15 protein-coding genes are annotated in these 18,494 nt (G+C 62.9%); 13 read left to right on the top strand and 2 right to left on the bottom strand.

Annotation, left to right across the window (positions count from 1 at the left end; translation table 11 throughout):
• Positions 1-374: 374 nt before the first annotated feature.
• The 4 genes from Q1V60_RS07950 (at position 375) to Q1V60_RS07935 (ending at position 5,506) form a co-directional block, all read left to right on the top strand.
• Positions 375-1,295: a LysR family transcriptional regulator gene (locus Q1V60_RS07950; RefSeq protein ID WP_300629024.1), complete on the top strand. Its 921-nt coding sequence runs from the start codon at positions 375-377 to the stop codon at positions 1,293-1,295.
• Positions 1,296-1,445: 150 nt separating this feature from the next.
• Positions 1,446-2,981 carry an MFS transporter gene (locus Q1V60_RS07945; protein WP_300629022.1) on the top strand — a complete coding sequence of 512 codons (1,536 nt, stop codon included), beginning with the start codon at positions 1,446-1,448 and terminating at the stop codon, positions 2,979-2,981.
• 15 nt (positions 2,982-2,996) lie between these two features.
• Positions 2,997-4,055: an HlyD family secretion protein gene (locus Q1V60_RS07940; RefSeq protein WP_300629020.1), complete on the top strand. Its 1,059-nt coding sequence runs from the start codon at positions 2,997-2,999 to the stop codon at positions 4,053-4,055.
• Positions 4,052-5,506, top strand: a complete 1,455-nt coding sequence (locus tag Q1V60_RS07935; RefSeq protein WP_300629018.1) for an efflux transporter outer membrane subunit — start codon at positions 4,052-4,054, stop codon at positions 5,504-5,506. Before Q1V60_RS07940 ends, Q1V60_RS07935 begins: the two co-directional genes overlap by 4 nt.
• 223 nt (positions 5,507-5,729) lie before the next feature.
• On the opposite strand, the gene Q1V60_RS07930 is transcribed toward Q1V60_RS07935, so the two are convergent.
• Both Q1V60_RS07930 and Q1V60_RS07925 read right to left on the bottom strand, forming a co-directional pair.
• Positions 5,730-6,434 carry a DUF3142 domain-containing protein gene (locus tag Q1V60_RS07930; protein ID WP_300629016.1) on the bottom strand — a complete coding sequence of 235 codons (705 nt, stop codon included), beginning with the start codon at positions 6,432-6,434 and terminating at the stop codon, positions 5,730-5,732.
• Positions 6,431-8,593, bottom strand: a complete 2,163-nt coding sequence (locus tag Q1V60_RS07925; protein ID WP_300629013.1) for an outer membrane assembly lipoprotein YfiO — start codon at positions 8,591-8,593, stop codon at positions 6,431-6,433. The genes Q1V60_RS07930 and Q1V60_RS07925 overlap by 4 nt, the downstream gene beginning before the upstream one ends.
• Positions 8,594-8,771: 178 nt before the next feature.
• Here Q1V60_RS07925 and Q1V60_RS07920 point away from each other — a divergent pair, with 178 nt between their 5' ends.
• The 9 genes from Q1V60_RS07920 to Q1V60_RS07880 all read left to right on the top strand — a co-directional run bounded on the left by Q1V60_RS07920 (position 8,772) and on the right by Q1V60_RS07880 (position 18,331).
• A complete protein-coding gene (locus tag Q1V60_RS07920; RefSeq protein ID WP_300629011.1) occupies positions 8,772-10,352 on the top strand; it encodes a glycosyltransferase family 39 protein in 1,581 nt (526 codons plus the stop codon).
• Between the two features lie 32 nt (positions 10,353-10,384).
• The gene (locus tag Q1V60_RS07915) at positions 10,385-10,507 is read left to right on the top strand and encodes a hypothetical protein (RefSeq protein ID WP_300629009.1); all 123 of its coding nucleotides are present in this window, start codon (positions 10,385-10,387) and stop codon (positions 10,505-10,507) included.
• A gap of 332 nt (positions 10,508-10,839) precedes the next feature.
• Entirely contained in the window at positions 10,840-11,259 is a 420-nt protein-coding gene (locus tag Q1V60_RS07910; protein ID WP_300629007.1) for a MarR family transcriptional regulator, read from the top strand.
• Positions 11,256-13,334 (top strand): FUSC family protein, encoded by a 2,079-nt coding sequence (locus tag Q1V60_RS07905; RefSeq protein WP_300629005.1) that lies wholly within the window; start codon positions 11,256-11,258, stop codon positions 13,332-13,334. The genes Q1V60_RS07910 and Q1V60_RS07905 overlap by 4 nt, the downstream gene beginning before the upstream one ends.
• Complete coding sequence (locus Q1V60_RS07900) at positions 13,331-13,540, top strand: DUF1656 domain-containing protein (RefSeq protein WP_003187469.1); 210 nt, start codon at positions 13,331-13,333, stop codon at positions 13,538-13,540. The genes Q1V60_RS07905 and Q1V60_RS07900 overlap by 4 nt, the downstream gene beginning before the upstream one ends.
• Positions 13,537-14,427, top strand: a complete 891-nt coding sequence (locus Q1V60_RS07895; RefSeq protein ID WP_300628998.1) for an efflux RND transporter periplasmic adaptor subunit — start codon at positions 13,537-13,539, stop codon at positions 14,425-14,427. The genes Q1V60_RS07900 and Q1V60_RS07895 overlap by 4 nt, the downstream gene beginning before the upstream one ends.
• A complete protein-coding gene (locus tag Q1V60_RS07890; protein WP_300628997.1) occupies positions 14,424-15,866 on the top strand; it encodes an efflux transporter outer membrane subunit in 1,443 nt (480 codons plus the stop codon). Before Q1V60_RS07895 ends, Q1V60_RS07890 begins: the two co-directional genes overlap by 4 nt.
• 81 nt (positions 15,867-15,947) lie before the next feature.
• Positions 15,948-16,580 (top strand): NADH:ubiquinone oxidoreductase subunit N, encoded by a 633-nt coding sequence (locus Q1V60_RS07885; RefSeq protein WP_300628995.1) that lies wholly within the window; start codon positions 15,948-15,950, stop codon positions 16,578-16,580.
• Positions 16,581-16,834: 254 nt separating this feature from the next.
• Entirely contained in the window at positions 16,835-18,331 is a 1,497-nt protein-coding gene (locus Q1V60_RS07880; protein ID WP_300628994.1) for a YdgA family protein, read from the top strand.
• The last annotated feature ends 163 nt before the right edge of the window (positions 18,332-18,494 follow it).

The raw sequence follows: 18,494 nt of genomic DNA, 5'->3' as shown, positions 1-18,494 counted from the left end.
TGCGACCTGTGGCGAGGGAGCTTGCTCCCGTTGGGGCGCGAAGCGGCCCCAAAAATGGGACTGCTACGCAGTCCAGCGGGAGCAAGCTCCCTCGCCACAGTGACCGGTTCTGTCTTAACTGACTGGCATTAGGGCAAGCCCGCTCCCACATTTGAGTGCGTTCACAAACCAAGTGTGGGGCGCGTCTTGCCCCCATGAGCACAGTTATCTACTCAACTCTACGGGCAGCGTCGAACCCTGTGGCGAGGGAGCTTGCTCCCGCGGCGGTGGGTCAGCCTGTAGATGTCTGACGGATGCCTCGCGATCCAAATGTGAACCGTAAAGCCTGCTACGATTGCGCCCAGTTCACTCCCAATCGACCACGAGTGCTTGGCATGCAACTACCGGACATGAACCTGCTGGTCGCCCTCGACGCTTTGCTGGATGAAGGCAGCGTGGTGGGCGCGGCGCGGCGGATGAACCTGAGCCCGGCGGCCATGAGCCGCACCCTCACGCGTATCCGCGAAGCGGTCGGTGACCCGATCCTGGTACGTGCCGGCCGTGGTCTGGTGCCCACGCCCAAGGCGCTTGAGCTGCAAGGTCAGGTGCGTAACGTGGTGGAGCAGGCGGCGTTGTTGTTTCGCTCGGCGGACCAAGTCGATTTGAGCACCTTGCGCCGCCGCTTCAGCGTGCGCGCCAATGACTTTTTCATCGGCGTGTATGGCGGCCGACTGTTCGACACCCTGGAGCGCATGGCGCCGCTGTGCGAATTGCGTTTTGTGCCCGAAGGCGACACCGACGACGAAGCGCTGCGCGAAGGGCGGTTGGACCTGCGGGTAAGCAATACCATGCCTTCCGGCCCGGAAGTGAAGGTGCAGAACCTGTTTTCGACCACGTTCGTCGGCCTGGCGCGGGAAGATCACCCGCTGTTCGACGAAGAGATCACCGCCGCACGGTTCGCCAGCTATTCCCACATCAGCATCTCGCGACGCGGCATCGCCCGTGGGCCCATCGATACCGCATTGAATGCCCAGGGCCTGGAGCGCCGCGTGGCAATGATCGCTCCCGGCTTTCATGGTGCGATGTTCATGTTGCCCGATTCCGATCTGCTGCTGCCGGTTCCCAAGGAGGCGCTGTTGAGCGCCAGGCGCCTGAACCTGCCACTGCGCGCCTTCCCACTGCCAATCTCATTGCCGACGCTGGTGTTGGCCCAATCCTGGCACCCACGCTTCGACAAAGACCCGGCGCACAAATGGCTGCGCGAAACCATGCGCGAGAGTTGCCACGCCACATGGCTGGAAGCGCAGCCCACCTGAGTCTCAACCCGTGCACAGTCAAATGTGAGGGCAAGTCCTCTCGCATCTGGATTGCGCTTGACGCACTTATAAGCTGCCGACAAGTAACTTTTTGTCATGCTATAGCCTGATTAAACTGCTCGGGTATTTCCTATTCCGAGCTACCTGTTCATGACTTCCCTCGCTGCCCCAGCCCTTGAGGCCGCAGCCCAACCCACTGCGCCCAGCCCACCGGTGTTCGGCCCACGCATCATCATCGGCCTGGTCGGCGTGTTGCTGGCGGTGCTGGTATCGGGCCTCAACGAGATGGTCACCAAGGTTGCCCTCGCCGATATCCGTGGTGCGCTGTACATCGGTTTTGACGAAGGCACCTGGCTGGTTGCGGCCTACACCGCCACGTCGGTGGCCGCGATGGCGTTCGCGCCGTGGTGTGCGGTGACGCTGTCGTTGCGCCGTTTCACCTTGTGCGCCATTGGCCTGTTTACCCTGCTCGGCATCCTGTGCCCGTTTGCACCCAACTACGAAAGCCTGCTGCTTTTGCGCACCGTGCAAGGCCTGGCCGGTGGTGCATTGCCGCCGATGCTGATGACCGTGGCGCTGCGTTTCCTGCCGGCCAACGTCAAGTTGTACGGGTTGGCCGGTTATGCCCTGACGGCCACCTTCGGCCCGAGCCTGGGCACGCCGCTGGCGGCGCTGTGGACCGAATACGTCGGCTGGCGATGGGCGTTCTGGCAGATCGTCGGGCCGTGCCTGCTGGCGATGGCTGCCGTGGCCTACGGCTTGCCGCAGGACCCGCTGCGCCTGGAGCGCTTCAAACACTTCAACTGGCGTGGCCTGCTGTTGGGCTTTCCGGCGATCTGCATGCTGGTGATCGGCCTGTTGCAAGGCAATCGCCTGGACTGGTTCGAGTCGGGCCTGATCACCTTCCTGCTCAGTGGCGGTGCGTTGCTGCTGGTGTTGTTCATGCTCAATGAATGGTCGCAACCAGTGCCGTTCTTCAAGTTGCAGATGCTCGGCCTGCGCAACCTGTCGTTCGCGTTGATCGTGCTGGCCGGCGTGTTGATGGTGTTGACCTCGGTGATCATCATCCCGTCGAGTTTTCTCGCCCAGGTCCAGGGTTACCGGCCGCTGCAAACCGCGCCGGTGATGCTGCTGATGGCGCTGCCGCAGTTGATCGCGCTGCCGCTGGTGGCGGCACTGTGCAACGTGCGTTGGGTCGATTGCCGCTGGGTGCTGGGCATCGGCCTGAGCATGCTGGTGCTGTGCTGCATCGGCAGTTCGCACCTGACCTCAGCGTGGATCCGCGATGATTTTTATGGCTGGTACCTGCTGCAGATTTTCGGTCAGCCGATGGCCGTTCTGCCGTTGCTGATGCTCTCCACCGGCAGTATTCAACCCATCGAAGGGCCGTTTGCCTCGGCGTGGTTCAACACCGTCAAGGGCCTGTCCGCCGTCATCGCCACCGCCGTGCTGGATACGCTGACCACCCAGCGCGGGCATTTCCACTCGACCATGCTGGTGGACCGCCTGGGCAATTCGCCCCTGGCCGACGGCGACACGCCGGGCCTGGCGCACCGCCTGCACGAGCAAGTCGTGGTGCTCACCTCTTCGGATCTGTATGTCGTCATGGCCGGTGTCGCGTTGGCGTTGATCCTGCTGATTTTCTGGATGCCCACGCGGATTTTTCCGCCTCGCGCACCGACCTGACCCCAAGGATTTCTCATGAAACGCACAGACAAAATTGCCGTCTCCGTTATCGCTGTTTTTGCCGTCGGCGTGCTGGTGTACCTGGTTGCGCCGGGCATTCTGGGCAGCCAGCGCCAGAGCACCAACGACGCCTTCGTCGCCGCCGATTTCACCCTGGTCGCCCCTCGCGTTGCCGGGTTCATCAAGGAAGTGCTGGTGGAAGACAACCAGCGCGTCAAGGCCGGCCAGTTGTTGGCGTTGATTGACGACCGTGACTTTCGCGCCGCCGCCCAGGCCGCCGACGCCGATACCCTGGTCGCCCAGGCCCACCTGAAAAACGCCACCGCCACCCTTGAACGGCAAAGCTCGGTGATCGCCCAGGCCCAGGCCACCGTCGCGGCGGATCGCGCCGAAGTGGCGTTTGCCGAGCACGAACTGAACCGCTACAACCACCTCGCCGGTGTCGGCGCGGGCACCGTGCAGAACGCCCAGCAAGCCAAGACCCGCATCGACCAGGCCACCGCGCGCCTGGCCAAGTCCACCGCTGTGCTGGCCGCCGAACGCAAGCAGGTGGAGATCCTCACGGCCCAGCGCGACGCCGCCGAAGGTGGGCTCAAGCGCGCCCAGGCCGCGCTGGAAATGGCCAGCTTTCAGCTGTCCTATACCCGTATCGTCGCGCCGGTGGACGGCATGGTTGGTGAGCGGGCGGTACGGGTCGGCGCCTATGTGACGCCGGGCAGCAAACTGCTGGCCGTGGTGCCGCTTGCGCAGGCGTATGTCGTGGCCAATTTCCAGGAGACGCAACTGTCCCATATGCATGCCGGCCAAGCCGTGCAAGTGCGCGTCGACAGCCTCGACGGCGAGTTGCTCAACGGCCACCTGGAAAGCCTGGCGCCGGCTACGGGTGTGACGTTCGCCTCGGTCAAGCCGGACAACGCTACCGGTAACTTCACCAAGGTGGTGCAGCGCATTCCGGTGAAGATCGTGCTGGAGCCCAATCAGCCGCTGACCGAGCGCTTGCGCGTCGGTATGTCGGTGGAGGCCAGCGTCGACACGCATGCGGTCGCGCCACACCATGAGGTGGCCCAGCAATGAGACCTGTTGCCTGGCTCACCCTGAGCCTCATCAGCCTGAGTGCCTGCACCGTCGGCCCGGATTTCCAACGGCCGCAAGACCCGCAAGACCCGCAAGTCGCCCAATGGAGTCAGCCGCAGGGGCGTCAGGCGGCCAGTCGTGCCAGCAGCGACCCCTTGCAGGAGCGCTGGTGGGACGTGTTCCAGGATGCGCAGTTGTCGGCCCTCACGCGCCGCGCCCTCAGCGACAACCTCGACCTGAAACTGGCCGGCAGCCGCCTGCAACAAAGCCGCGCCGTGCGCCAGGTGACTACCGCCGAGCGCTACCCCAACGTCGATGCGAACGGTGGTTACCAGCGCAGACGCAACAGCGGCAAAGGCTTGAACGACCCTTCCGGCGAGAACGGCCGCTCAGCCTTCAACCAATGGGACATGGGTTTTTCCGCCTCCTGGGAGCTGGACTTCTGGGGCCGGGTCAAGCGCGAGACCGAAGCCGCTGACGCCACCCTGGAAGTCGCCGAAAATGACCGTCGCGCCGTGCTGCTGTCGGTGTTGGCCGAGACCGCACAGGACTACATCCAACTGCGCGGCGTACAGAACACCCGCGCCGTCACCGAGCAAAACCTCGACGTGGCCCGCCACAGCCTAAAGCTCTCGCAACTGCGCCTGGCCGACGGTGTGGCGACCGACCTGGACGTGGCCGAAGCCGCCGCCCAGGTCGCCGCCATCGAAGCGCGCCTGCCGGATCTGCAGCAGCGCCAGGATCAATTGATCAACGCCCTTAGCCTGCTGATGGGCGAGCCACCGCAAGCGTTGCACGCGCAACTGTCCAAAGACGCCGCCGTGCCGCAAACCCAGCGCCAGGTCGCCATCGGCCTGCCGTCGGAGCTGGCCGAGCGCCGCCCGGACATCCGCCAGGCCGAAGCTCGCTTGCACGCCGCCACCGCCAGCATCGGCGTGGCCAAGGGTGATTTCTACCCGCGCATTACCTTGTCCGGCAGCCTCGGCTCCCAGGCCATGCAGCTCTCGGATTTCGGTTCCTGGGGCTCGCGCGCCTTCGCCTTCGGCCCGCAACTGAGCCTGCCGCTGTTCAACGGCGGGCGCCTGCAAGGCATGGTGGATTTGCGTGAAGCCCAGCAACAGGAAGCGGCGCTGGCCTACCAGCAAACCGTACTGCGCGCCTGGCACGAGATCGACGACCAGCTGACCCGCTACAACGCCAGCCAACTGCGCCGCGACAGCCTCGCCGAAGCGGTGCGCCAGAACCAGATCGCATTGGCCACCGCCCACCACCAGTACGTCGAAGGCGTGGCGGATTTCGTCAATGTGCTCACCGTGCAAAGCGCGCTGCTGGCGACCCAGGAGCAGTGGGTGGAAAGCTCTACCGGCGTGTCGTTGGCCATGGTCAGCTTGTACAAGGCGCTGGGAGGAGGGTGGGAGTCGGTGTATCCGTTGCAAACCGTTCAACAATGATCTGAGGATAATCTGCGCCTTCCTACCGTTTACCTGCGAGTGGTTCGTCTCGAACGGTATTTGCATCTGCAACGGCGTGTTTTTGCGGGTGATTGCGATCTGCGCCACGCTGGGCCTGAGTACCTTCGCTCCGGAACAATCTTGACTTTTCATATGGCCCTGAAGGTGGTTGTCCGCTGTCCGCGGACAGAGGACAACTTCCTGCGTAAAGTCAGCCGCCGTGTCAACGGTTCTGCAAAAACACCACATACCCCCGAAACCACTCGCTCCCCTGCAAATACCCCGGCGCTTCCCACTCGCCGCCCTGAATCAACCCGATCTTGAACGGTACGCCCAGGCGATTCATTCGCGGTAAATACGCGGCATAGTCGGGAATGCTGTGCCGCCCTTGATATGTCTGCACCACCACTTCATCCACCACGCCCTTGAGTTGGGCGATGGCGGCCGGGTCGGCGTTGCTGCTCCAGTCCATCAGGCCGGTGATGCTCAAGCGCAGATCGGCCGGCAGGCGTTGGCGCAGGTCGCGCAGGAAGGCGGCGTATTCAGGCAGGTATTGGGTGCGGGCGTCGAAGTCGATCTGGATGCCGACCACCGGGTTGCCCGCGTCGCGCCAGCGTTGCACCTGGCCGAGCAGTTGGGTGTAGACCCGCTCCGGCCATCGCAGGGTGTTGGCGCGGTACACCACCCAGATGTCGCCCTGGGTGATACGCGGCACGCTCATGCCCTGAGCGATCAGTTGCACGCCGCGTTGCGGTGCGCGGCGCGTGGAGTTGATCTGGCCCTGAAGGATGTACAGGGTTTTGGCCTGCTTGATCACCGGCTGGGGCGCGACGCCGCTCCATAGCCAGAAGGCGTCATAGTCCCGGGCCTCAACGGCGCCGAAAGCCGGGCTTGCCAGCAACAGCAAGCCCAGCCACAGCGTTTTCACCAGTAGTACTGCAGCGATTTGCCCCACTGGGTGTCGCCGTAACCGCTCTTGAGCTGGCGGAACCAGCCTTTGCGCACGGCGGGCGCCACGTCTTCGCCGCCGCAGCTGTTGTAGCCGGCGGGCGCGTAGCAATTGATCGCGCGAAACAGTGCATAAGCCTTGTCGGTTTTGGGTGCCTTGGCACTGGCGATCACCTGCTTGTAGCCATCCAGGCGCGAGAAGGTTTCACCTTTGAAGTCCGAAGCGGTGCTGCCGAGACTGCCGGTGGCGCGGGCTTGCTCCAGCGGCATGCCGTCCAGGCCATTGCGCAGGATGAATTCACCCAGGCAGTTGAGCGCTTGTGGGTTTTTTGCGTCGCTCTGCAAGGTCGCAGCGGTTTGCGCGACGCTTGGGCAGGCGTAGCCGGATTCGGCTTTGTCACCGTTCCACTGGAACAGCTTCAAGCTTTGCCCGCTGCTGTAGGTGTAGCCCAGGCTGGTGCCGAGTTTGTCTTCCGACAGCGCGGCTTGCTTGAGGTCGTCGGCGAACGTCGCGAATTGGCTGTGCAGCAGGTCTTTGTAGAGCAGCACGAACTGTGCGGTCTGGCGTTCAGTCGGGTCGGTGGCATTGGCGATCCGCTGGCGCAACAGGTCGGGACCGGCGACGTTGCGCAGCAGGATGTAACGCACCTGCTTGGCACTGATCGGCGAATCGGCGGCGAACACCCTGGCCAACTGGCCGCTGCGCTCGTAGTTCATCGCCAGCGCCAGCTCCAGTTGGTCGCGTTGCAGCGGGTGTTTGGCCAGCGGCAGCAGTTGCAGCCACAGCGCTTCGGCGCCTTTCCAGTCTTGCTTGGCTTCCAGGGCCAGGGCGCGCAGGGTTTGCTGGCTGAAGGCAAAGTAATCCAGGTTTGACGGCACGTCCGCCGGCAAGTGCTTGAGGGCGGTGTCGGGTTGATGCTCGACGTACAGGGCATACGCCGCTTGCAGGTAGTCGAACAAGGCCGGCTCGCTGGCGAATGTGCTCTTCTGCTTGTCGAGCGCTTCGCGGCTCAACAGGGGCGGGGTGTGGGCGCGCATTGCCATCAGGTCGCTGACCAGTTGCAGCATCGGGCTGTTCGCCGCCTGGTTGCCGGCCATCAGCAACTTGAGGTCGGCTTCTTCCACCAACGCGTCCACGCTCACATTGCGCTGGGCCTCGGTGGCCTCGGTGAATTGCCACGTGAAGTCTTCGGCGAGTTTGGCCTGATCATTCGCCAGCCAATGCACGCGGCGCAGCAGGCCGCGAGCGGACGCTACGTAAGCGCCCTGTGGATAAGTTTTCAGGTAACCGAGAAAGCCTTCTTCGGCGTCGCTCAATGCGGGCTTATTCACGTGCTCGCGCTGTGGCATGCCGTATTCGTCGAACGCTTCGGCCTGGGCTTGGTTCAGCGCGGTGCGCGCGGTCATGTACAGCGCGGTTTCCTTCAGCCAGGGCACGTCGCTGGTCGCGGCGGCGGCGAAACCGCGCTGGGCGTTACCGAAGCGGCCGCCGTAGAAGTCAGCGGCCGCCTGCAAATAAGTGCGAAACAGTTGGGCGCTGGCCGAGGGGGTCAGCTGCGCGTCCACCACCTGGCCCTGCCAGTCACAGGTTGTCAGCAACTGCAAACGTGCTTTCACCAGCAGGTCGCGCTCGGCTGGCGGCATATCGGCTTTGATCACCTGGCTGATAAATGCCGTGGCGCTGTCGTCATCATTGCTGCGGCAGCGGCTGCCTTCGCCGTCGAGGAAGGCCTCGCCGGCGGTCTTGTATTCCTCACGCTTGAGGCCCAGCGGCTGGAGCAGGGTGTCGAGCTCGGCGGTGCGTGAATCGTCCGCTGTGTTATCAGGTTCGTCATTTGCAGCCGGAACCGGCACCAGGCGATACACCGGGAACGGCACCGGGCCGAAACCCTGGGCCAGGTCGTCTTCGCTCAGGGCATTCGGCACCAGGGGCGCGGCTTTTTTGTCGGCCAGCAACAGGCGCAGGTTTACCCGGCTGTCGTTGCCTGGGCTGAGAAAGGGCTGGTTGTTGCAGGGTTCAAGACTGTCACGCGACACCCGCCAGTCGGGGTAGCACGAGTCGTCGGAACTGGCCTGGGCCGCCAGGGGAATGCCGGCCAGCAGGGCCAGAGCCAGTGGTGACAGAAAACCGATGCGCATAATGTTTCCTTGATCCTGTGTCCTTGGAGGAGGGCAATCATAGCCTGATCCGACGAAGGCTTCGGTGAAGGCCTACACAAATTGCTGACTCGTCCGATTCCAGCAGCCAATTCAGGGCTTTTGGCCTAGAGTGGCGATCTTGCGCGTAGGCAACCAGGGCAATGCCAGAGGAATTGAGGTGCGTCGGTCTGTCGTAGAGCAACACGCAAAACCCCGGGCCATGCCGGCCTTCAGTCGCCTGACCGGGGAAGGTGCCGGTTGGCTTAGCCGCCTCTGGTGGGTGCCGATCCTGGCGCTGGCCATGGCCCTGCGGTTTTACCACCTGACATCGGCGGCGATCTGGGGAGACGAGGGCTCAAGCCTCCTGCTCAGCGAATACGCTGTGACCGACCTGTGGTTTCACGCGGCCCACGATGTGCATCCGCCGCTGTATTTCCTGCTGCTGCGCGGCTGGATCGACGTGTTCGGCGACAGCATCGGGTCGATAAGAAGCATGAGCGCGATTCCCGGCGCAGTCGTGGTGGGCCTGGGTATGTGGCTGACGCAGCAACTGTCCGGCCGTCGCGCCGCGCTGCTGGCGGGCATCCTGTTGGCGCTGCTGCCGACGGCGGTGCGCTACAGCCAGGAAGTGCGCATGTATGCGCTGCTCGGCGTCTGGCTGTTGGGCGCTACGCTGGCGCTGGTTTACTGGATGCGCCAACCCGAGCGCACACGTTATCTGGCCGCGTATGTGCTGTTGATGAGCGCCGGTTTCTACACCCACTATTTCACCGCGCTGTGCGTGCTGGTGCACTGGGTGCACCTTGCTGTGCAGCCACCAGGCCAACGTTTGATCACGCGCCCGGCATGGTGGGCGGCCAACGCCATGGTTGTGCTGTTGTATCTGCCCTGGCTGCCGAACCTTTTGGACCTGGTGCAGCACGTCGACCAGCTCAAGGTGGGCGGGGACATTGGCTGGGAAGAGCCGGTCAACCTGCTGTCTCTGCCGTCGATGATCTGGCAGTTCGTACTGCAGGATGAAGCTGTTGATATCTGGCCACCGCTGTTCTGGCTATTTCCCCTGCTACTGGTTGCAGTGGTTGTAATGACGGCCTGGCATTACCGGCCGGCACGCCTGCCGACGCTGTTTTTTCTGCTGCCGCTGCTGCTGGTGTACGGGGTTTCGTTTATATCACCGGTGTTTATCGAGCGTTATCTCACCGTTTACGCCTTGGGCTTGCCGATCCTCGTGGCCCTTGCCATCGACCGCTTGCCGTCACGCCTGTCATGGTTGGGCGCGGCACTGTTTGTGCTGGTTGTCGGGGTGCAACTTGTGGGGTTGAAGAACACATTCACAGTGGATGAGCACGACCAATTCAACGTGCCGGTGGAGTTCGTCAATCGCAACTACCAGGAAGATGACCGCATCGTCCTCAGCGACATGATGTGGTACCTGAGCTACGTGTATTACGACCAGACCGATGCTCAACTTCAACTCTACACACCGCCCAAACCCGACGGCACATCCACGCGACCGAATGCCTACGGTTTCGGTACGCTGGTGGATCAGGATGGCGGCCGGATCTATCTGGATCGCCTGGCAGCACTGCCTGTTCAAACGCGGCGGGTATGGTTGATCAGCAGCAACGAAGCGCCGGATGAATTCGCGCCGCTGCCGAACGGCTGGCGCGAACTCATTCGCCAGGACGGCGGTGGCGCCAGGGCGCGGTTGTTCGTGTTATGCAACGTACCGGCGCCACTGCCTGAAGGCTGCCGCTAGACGCTCTTGAACAGGCTTATGAGGAACATGCCATGGAACCGTCCCTGTACAGCGAGTTGAATCTGATGTCGCAGGGTGGGCGAGGGGTGCAAAAAATATCCAAAGAAATGCGAGCATTTAAAAAAATGGCGAGCGGTAAAAAAACCGGGCTTTAGTCGCTTAAGTGAATTTTTTCTGGAAAGGCCCGCCATGCCGACAGTCGGATACGCGCGACGTCAATTGTTGAGTCTCACCTTTCCTCTACTTCCAATTTGCTTGGTTTGGCTGAGCTTATGCTTGAGTGTGATGTACGTTTGAGTTCGTGTGTAGCGTGGAACGAGTGAAATGGGACACTTGAGAAAACTAAAAGCGGTGTGCCGCTGAATCGCCCCATCCATCGAGAAATTGTTTCAAAACTTGACGAATTCCGATCCTCCTATCATATTGATAGTTAGCAAACTAACTGTATGCGAACTATCCAGTGCCTCAATCCCTCGAACAACTCCAGATGAACCTCAGCAGCAGCATGGTGGTGGGCGCCCGTAACTGGCGCAAAATCTGCCAGGCCACGCTGGTGAGTTATGGCATCTCCGAAGCCTGCGCCGTGCCGCTGCTGATGATCGGCCGCCTGGGTGACGGTGTGCACCAGGTCAAGGTGGCCCAGGCGTCCGGCATGGAGAGCCCGTCGCTGGTGCGTCTGCTCGACCGGCTCTGCAATGACGGCTATGTCTGCCGCACCGAAGACATACACGACCGCCGCGCCAAGGCCCTGAGCCTCACCGAGCGCGGCCGTGAACTGGTGCAAGCGGTGGAAGCGCAACTGGTGCGCCTGCGCAAGGACGTCCTGGCGAACATCGCCGCCACGGATCTGGAAGCCGCGCTGCGCGTACTGCGCGCCTTCGAAGCGGCCGAGGCTGTGGCGCCTTGAACGGATTCTTTATCGGCTTCCCGCCTGCCCGCGACTGGTTCTACGGGGTGCGTACCTTCGCCGCGTCGATGATCGCGCTGTACATCGCCATGCTGATGCAAATGCCGCGTCCGTATTGGGCGATGGCCACGGTGTACATCGTCTCCAGCCCGTTTGTCGGCCCCACCAGTTCCAAGGCCCTGTACCGCGCCATCGGCACCTTCATGGGCGCGGCGGCGGCGGTGCTGTTTGTGCCGATGTTCGTGCAGTCGCCTTATCTTTTGGTGGTGGTGATTGCGTTGTGGACGGGCACCTTGCTGTTCCTTTCCATGCACCTGCGCACCGCGAATAACTATGCCCTGATGCTGGCCGGCTACACCCTTCCGCTGATTGCCTTGCCGGTGGTGGACAACCCGTTGGCGGTCTGGGATGTGGCCGAGGCGCGCACGGAAGAAATCTTCCTCGGCATTGCGGTCGCGGCGGTGGTGGGCGCGATGTTCTGGCCTCGGCGCCTGATGCCGGTGTTCGATGGCTCGGTGGCCAAGTGGTTCAGCGACGCCCAGGTCTACAGCCAGCGCTTCCTTACCCGCCAGGTAGACCCTGAAGCCGTCAGCAACCTGCGCGGCGGCATGGTCGCCACCTTCAACACCCTTGAGTTGATGATCGGCCAGTTGCCCCACGAAGGCGCACGCCCGCAGACGGTGCGCAACACCAAGGAACTGCGCGGGCGCATGATCCACCTGCTGCCGGTAATCGATGCGCTGGATGATGCGGTGTACGCGATCGAACATCGCGCCCCGGAGTTCCTCGATCAGCTCACGCCGTTGCTGGAGGAGGCCAACGCCTGGCTGCAAAGCACCACCGAACAAGCGCCCCTTGAACGCTGGCGCGAGCTGCGCGACAGAATCGACGCCGCGCAACCCCAGGGCGAAGCGCTGGACGACCGCCACACGCTGCTGTTTTCCAACGCCCTGTATCGCCTGGGCGAATGGGTCGACCTGTGGCAAGACTGCCGCAGCCTGCAAGCCGCCATCCAGTGCGAAAGCCAGGACACCTGGCGCGCCGTGTACCGTCACTGGCGCCTGGGCCGGCTCACGCCATTCCTCGACCGAGGCCTGATGTTCTACTCGGCGTTTTCCACCGTCACCGCGATCATCGTCGCCTCGGTGCTGTGGATTCTGCTGGGCTGGACCGACGGCGGCAGCGCGGTGATCCTGGCCGCCGTCGCGTGCAGCTTCTTCGCCTCGATGGACGACCCCGCGCCGCAGATCTACCGGTTCTTTTTCTGGACCGCCATGTCGGTGCTCTTCGCCAGCCTGTACCTGTTTCTGGTGCTGCCCAACCTGCACGATTTTCCGATGCTGGTGCTGGCGTTCGCCGTGCCGTTCATCTGCATCGGCACCCTCACCGTGCAGCCCCGGTTTTACCTGGGCATGCTGCTGACGCTGGTGAATACCTCATCGTTCATCAGCATCCAGGGCGCCTATGACGCCGACTTTCTCAACTTCGCCAACGTCAACCTGGCCGGGCCCGTGGGCCTGCTGTTCGCGTTTGTGTGGACGCTGATCGCCCGGCCCTTCGGCGCCGAACTGGCGGCCAAGCGCCTGACCCGTTTCAGCTGGCGCGACATCGTCAGCCTCACCGAACCCGCCACCCTGGCCGAGCACCGGCACATGGCCGCGCAAATGCTCGACCGCCTGATGCAGCATCTGCCGCGCCTGGCCCTCACCGGCCAGGACACCGGCATCGCCCTGCGCGACCTGCGCGTAGCGCTGAACCTGCTCGACCTGCTTGCCTACTCGCCGCGCATCCTCGGCGTGCCCCGTGTGCTGCTCAACCAGGTGGTGGAAGGCGTGGGCGGTTATTTCAAGGCGTGCCTCAAGGCCGGTGAGCGCTTACCCGCGCCCAGCGGTCTGCTCATGACCCTGGACCGCACGCGCCGTGCCCTCAACGGCCAAGGCCTGCAAGACGCCGATGACACGCGCCTGCACCTGCTGCACGCCCTGGCCGGCCTGCGCCTGGCGCTGTTGCCCGGCGTGGAATTCATTGGCGGCACCGAAATGGAAGCGCCGCTACCCGATGGAGCGCCTTTATGATCGGTGACCTGGATATCAGCGGCGTATTCCTGCCCACGCTGCTGGTGCTGATGGGCATTACCTATGTGTTGTTTCTGGTGGTGCACGGGCTGTTGACGCGCATGCACTTCTATCGCCTGGTCTGGCACCGGGCATTGTTCAATGTGGGGCTGTACGCGCTGTTGCTGGGCGCGGTGGACTCACTCAGTCGATATTTGATGACATGAAAAAACCTTTTTTGACTATCGGCCGTGTCGTCCTGACGCTGTTGATCGTGAGTTTCGCGGTCGTCGTTGTGTGGCGCATGGTCATGTACTACATGTTTGCGCCCTGGACCCGTGACGGCCACATCCGCGCCGACATCGTGCAGATCGCTCCGGACGTGTCCGGGCTGATCCAGCGGGTGGACGTGCGCGACAACCAGCTGGTAACCAAGGGCCAGGTGCTGTTTGCCGTCGACCAGGACCGCTTCAAGCTGGCCCTGCGCCAAGCCCAGGCTGCCGTCGCCGACCGCCAGGAAACCCTGGCCCAGGCCCAGCGCGAGTACAAGCGTAACCGTGGCCTGGGTAACTTGGTGCCCAGCGAGCAACTGGAAGAAAGCCAGTCCCGCGTGGCTCGCGCTCAATCGGCGCTGGCCGAGGCGCAAGTGACGGTGGACTCCGCCCAGCTCAACCTCGACCGTTCGGTGATCCGCAGCCCGGTGGACGGCTACGTCAACGACCGCGCGCCGCGCACCCAGGAATTCGTCACCGCCGGGCGCCCGGTGCTGTCGGTGGTGGACAGTAATTCCTTCCACATCGACGGCTACTTCGAAGAGACCAAGCTCGACGGTATCCACGTCGGCATGGGCGTGGACATCCGCGTGATCGGCGACAACGCCCGCCTGCATGGGCATGTGCAGAGCATCGTCGCCGGTATCGAAGACCGCGACCGCAGCAGCGGCTCAAACCTGCTGCCCAACGTCAACCCGGCGTTCAGCTGGGTGCGCCTGGCCCAGCGGATTCCAGTGCGCATTGCCTTTGACGATGTGCCGGCGGACTTTCGCATGATCGCCGGGCGCACGGCGACGGTGTCGATCATTGATGACAAGACGAAAGCCGGAGACCAGCCATGAAGCAACTGCTGGCCACTGCTGCGCTGGGGTTGTTGCTGTCGGCGTGCCAAACGGTAGGCCCGGACTACACGCTGCCGGACACGGCCGCCGTCAAGCGTGACGACTTGCAAGGGACGCTCGCAGGGGAGGGCAACAACGTGGTGTCGGCGCCCGTGCCGACCGACTGGTGGAAGCTGTACAAAGACCCGCGCCTGGATGAGCTGGTGCGCCAGGCCATGGCCTCCAACACCGACCTGCGCGTGGCCGCCGCCAACTTGCAGCGTGCGCGCTATCAGACCCAGCAGGCCGAATCCGCAGGGGGCTGGAGCGCGGGGGCCAAGGCCGAAGCGCAGCGCTTGCAGGAATCCGGCGAAGCCTTCTTGCTGGCGGACAAAGTCCCGGTGGGCAACATCGGCAGCGTGGGTATCACCACCTCGTATCAATTCGATTTGTTCGGCACCTTGCAACGTGGCATCGAAAGCGCCCAGGCCAGTGCCGATGCGGCCCAGGCTGCCGCCGATATCGCGCGCATTACCCTGGTGGCCGATGTCGTGCGCTCCTACACCCAGGTCTGCGCCGCCAACGAAGAGCTGGCAATCGCCAACGAATCCCTCGACCTGCAAGCCCAAAGCACCAAACTGACCCAACGCCTGCGCGACGCCGGCCGTGGCGATGAAACCCAGGTCACGCGCTCGCAAACCCAGTACAAATCCTTGCGCGCCGACATGCCGCGCTACGAAGCGGCACGCCAGGCGGGACTGTTCCGGCTGTCGATGTTGCTGGCCAAGCCGCTCGATCAACTGCCGGCCGGCACCGCCAGTTGCGCCGAGTTACCGCACATCGCTCAGCTGTTGCCGGTGGGCGACGGAGCGGCCTTGCTCAAGCGCCGCCCGGATGTGCGCCAGGCCGAACGCCAACTGGCCGCCGCCACGGCGCGCATCGGCGTGGCCACCGGCGCCTTGTACCCGGACATCGCCATCGGTGCCACGGTGGGCACCGTGGGCCTGCTCGACAACCTCGGCCAGCCTGCGACCAACCGCTGGGGCTTTGGCCCGATGATCAGCTGGACGGTGCCGACCAACGGCGCCCGCGCCCGCATCCACGAAGCCGAAGCCGCGACTCAGGGCGCCCTGGCGCACTTCGACGGCGTGGTGCTCAACGCTATCCGCGAAACCCAGACCGGCCTGGCGCAGTACACCGCCATGTTGCAGCGTCGTGATGCGCTGGCCGACGCCGAACGCTCGGCCCATGAGGCGGCAGACCAGACCCACCGTTTCTTCCAGGCCGGACGCGAGTCGTTCCTGGCCGATCTGCAAGCGACCCGCACCTACACCGCCATGCGCGCGCAATTGGCAGAGGCCAACACCCAGGTTGCGATGAGCCAGATCAACCTGTTCCTGGCCCTGGGCGGCGGCTGGGAAAGCGGACGAACGCAAGGGGTAAAACCCGGCAAACCGTGAGGTGATAGCTATGCTTTGTCAGGTGAGGCCTCGTGAAGCCTCACGTGGTACTGCTCGCGTTTGCTCATGGGGATTCCAATAATGAAAAACCCTTATGCTCCCGCTTTCTGGTGCGTGCTCTTCGCACTGGTGCTGTTATCGGCCGCGTATTTCTACGGCGTCATGCTCGCCCACCAACTCGACAAGGCCATGGTGTTTCTCGACAGCGCCTGTCTGGTCATCGGCACCTTGTCCATCGGCGTGGTGGCCTGGGCGTCCTATCAAAACCAACGGGTGAAGCGAAAATTGCTTGAACAAGGCAAGACCCGCGTAGCGATCTGGGACACCAAGGTTGCCCTGCGCCGTGTCGAAACCGTGTTCGACCGCTATTTCTGGGGCAGTTACTGGCAACCCGGCCGCACCTTCCAGGAAGTCATGGGCGACCTCACCGGCACGCCTTTGGAAAAGAGCCTCGAGGTTCTGAAGAAGCAATGTGTCGTGCTCGATCAGCAGATCGCAGACGGTAAGCACTGGCTGAATAATGCGCGGGAATTGTCCGACGTCGCCACGCAAATGGCCCGTGAGCGCTACCAGCTGGACTTCTGCGACCCCAAGGCCGACACCCCCGGAAATGCGGTGATACACCGCGAGTTTGAGGTGTTGGTATACACCTGGACGGCGCGGCTGAAGAGTTTCGATCACCAGTTGGATGAAATCGAGCTGGAGTACTCCTGAACTACTGCTGAACTGATCCCTCTGAAAGACTGGGCCGTTTGCGGCCGCCAGTGCTAATCTTCCGCAGCCTTTCGGCCACACGGGCCACTACTGCAGGAGCGAGCTTGCTCGCGAAAAACGTCAACGATAACGCGTGCATTCTGAATAAGCGCGGTGCCTATGCGTTCTTCGCGAGCCAGCTCGCTCCTACAAGGACCCCCTACGGGGTTCAAGGAAGACAGCCCACTTCTCACAGGATTTGATCAGGTCACTTCATGAATAAGCCAGCAGTTGTTCTTTTGGGTTTCGTTGTCGCCGTTGGCGTCGTCAGTGCAGGCGGCGCCTGGTACACCGGTAAACAACTGGAGCCGGTTCTGCAAACCGCGATCCAGAACGCCAACAAGGAACTGCAGACCTCCATGGCCGGCGTGGACGGTACCGTGTCCCTGGAGCTGGTCTCCCTCGACCGTGGCGTGTTCAGCAGCACCGCCCACTACCGCCTCAAAGGTCAGGGCAGTGTCTTTGGCGAGCAAAACCCGAACCCCGAGCTGCTGTTCGTCGACCATATCGAACACGGCCCGTTGCCGTTCTCGCGTCTGGTCACTTTGAAGTGGCTGCCGGTCATGGCCACCAGTCACTACGAGCTGGAAAAGAACGCCACCACCGAGCAATGGTTCGCCGCCAGCAAAGACGTGTCGCCGCTTAAAGGCGTGGCCAATATCGGTTACAGCCGTTCGGTCAACGGCAACATCGAACTGCTGCCCCTGCAGTTCAAGGACGACAAGTCCTCGGTGAGCTTCTCCGGCGCCAACCTGGAATTCGACAGCAGCGCCGAAGGCCAGAAGGTCAAGGCCGACGGCTACATGAACAGCCTCAAGGTGGCGGCCGTCGATGCCAATGGCGACGCATTCGAAGCCGACCTGGCCGGCCTGACGGTCGCCAGCAACCTGTCCAAGTCCACGTTCGGTTTCTACACCGGGCAGAACACCGTTGAACTGACCGACACCAAGGTCACCTTCGGCCCGCAGAAAGCCGTGCTGACCCTCAAGGGCTTCGAGCAGAAAGATACCAGCGAGACCAAAGACAACAACCTGGCCGGCCGCGTCGACTACAAGATCGACGAGATCGGTTACCAGGGTAAGCCTGTAGGCTCGGCCGCCATGGCCGTCAGCATGAAGAACGTCGACATCCCGGCGATGCTGGTGCTGACCAAGCTCTACCAGGACAAGATGCAGCCGGTGCAAGCCGCCGCCGCTGCCGGCCAACCCGCGCCGGAACTGCAACTGACCGAAGCCGAACAGACCCTGGCCGAAGCCAACGTCAACCAGGTGCTGGCCGCCAAGCCGCAACTGGCCGTTGAAAACCTGTCGATGAAAACCAGCCATGGCGAGAGCAAGTTCAGTCTTGTACTGGACCTGGCCAAGCCGACCTCCATGGAACTGCCGCCGGTTGAGCTGGGCAAACAGATGATCTCGCTGCTGGACGCCAACCTCACCCTGTCCAAACCGATGATCAGCGACGTGGCCGCGCTGCAAGCGCAGGTCGGCGGCGTGACCGACCCAAAAGCCATCGAACAGCAATCGCAGATGGCGGCCGAGATGGTCAGCGGTGTGGCCGTGGGTACGCAACTGGCGACTCTGGTGGGCACCGATGTGGTGTCCAAGCTGCACTACGCCAACAACGAAGTGACGTTCAACGGCCAGAAGATGACCGTCGAGCAGTTCATCAGCTTCGTAATGTCCAAAGCCGGCGCAATGGGCGGCGGCCAGTAAGCCAGAAATACGGTTAAAAAATGTGGGAGGGGGCTTGCCCTAATGCCAGTCAGTTAAGACAGAACCGGTCACTGTGGCGAGGGAGCTTGCTTCCGCTGGACTGCGTAGCAGTCCCATTTTTGGGGCCGCTTCGCGCCCCAACGGGAGCAAGCTCCCTCGCCAC

It is taken from the genome of Pseudomonas sp. (assembly GCF_030147005.1).
Classification (GTDB): domain Bacteria; phylum Pseudomonadota; class Gammaproteobacteria; order Pseudomonadales; family Pseudomonadaceae; genus Aquipseudomonas.
This window is presented reverse-complemented; position numbering and strand designations above follow the sequence as displayed.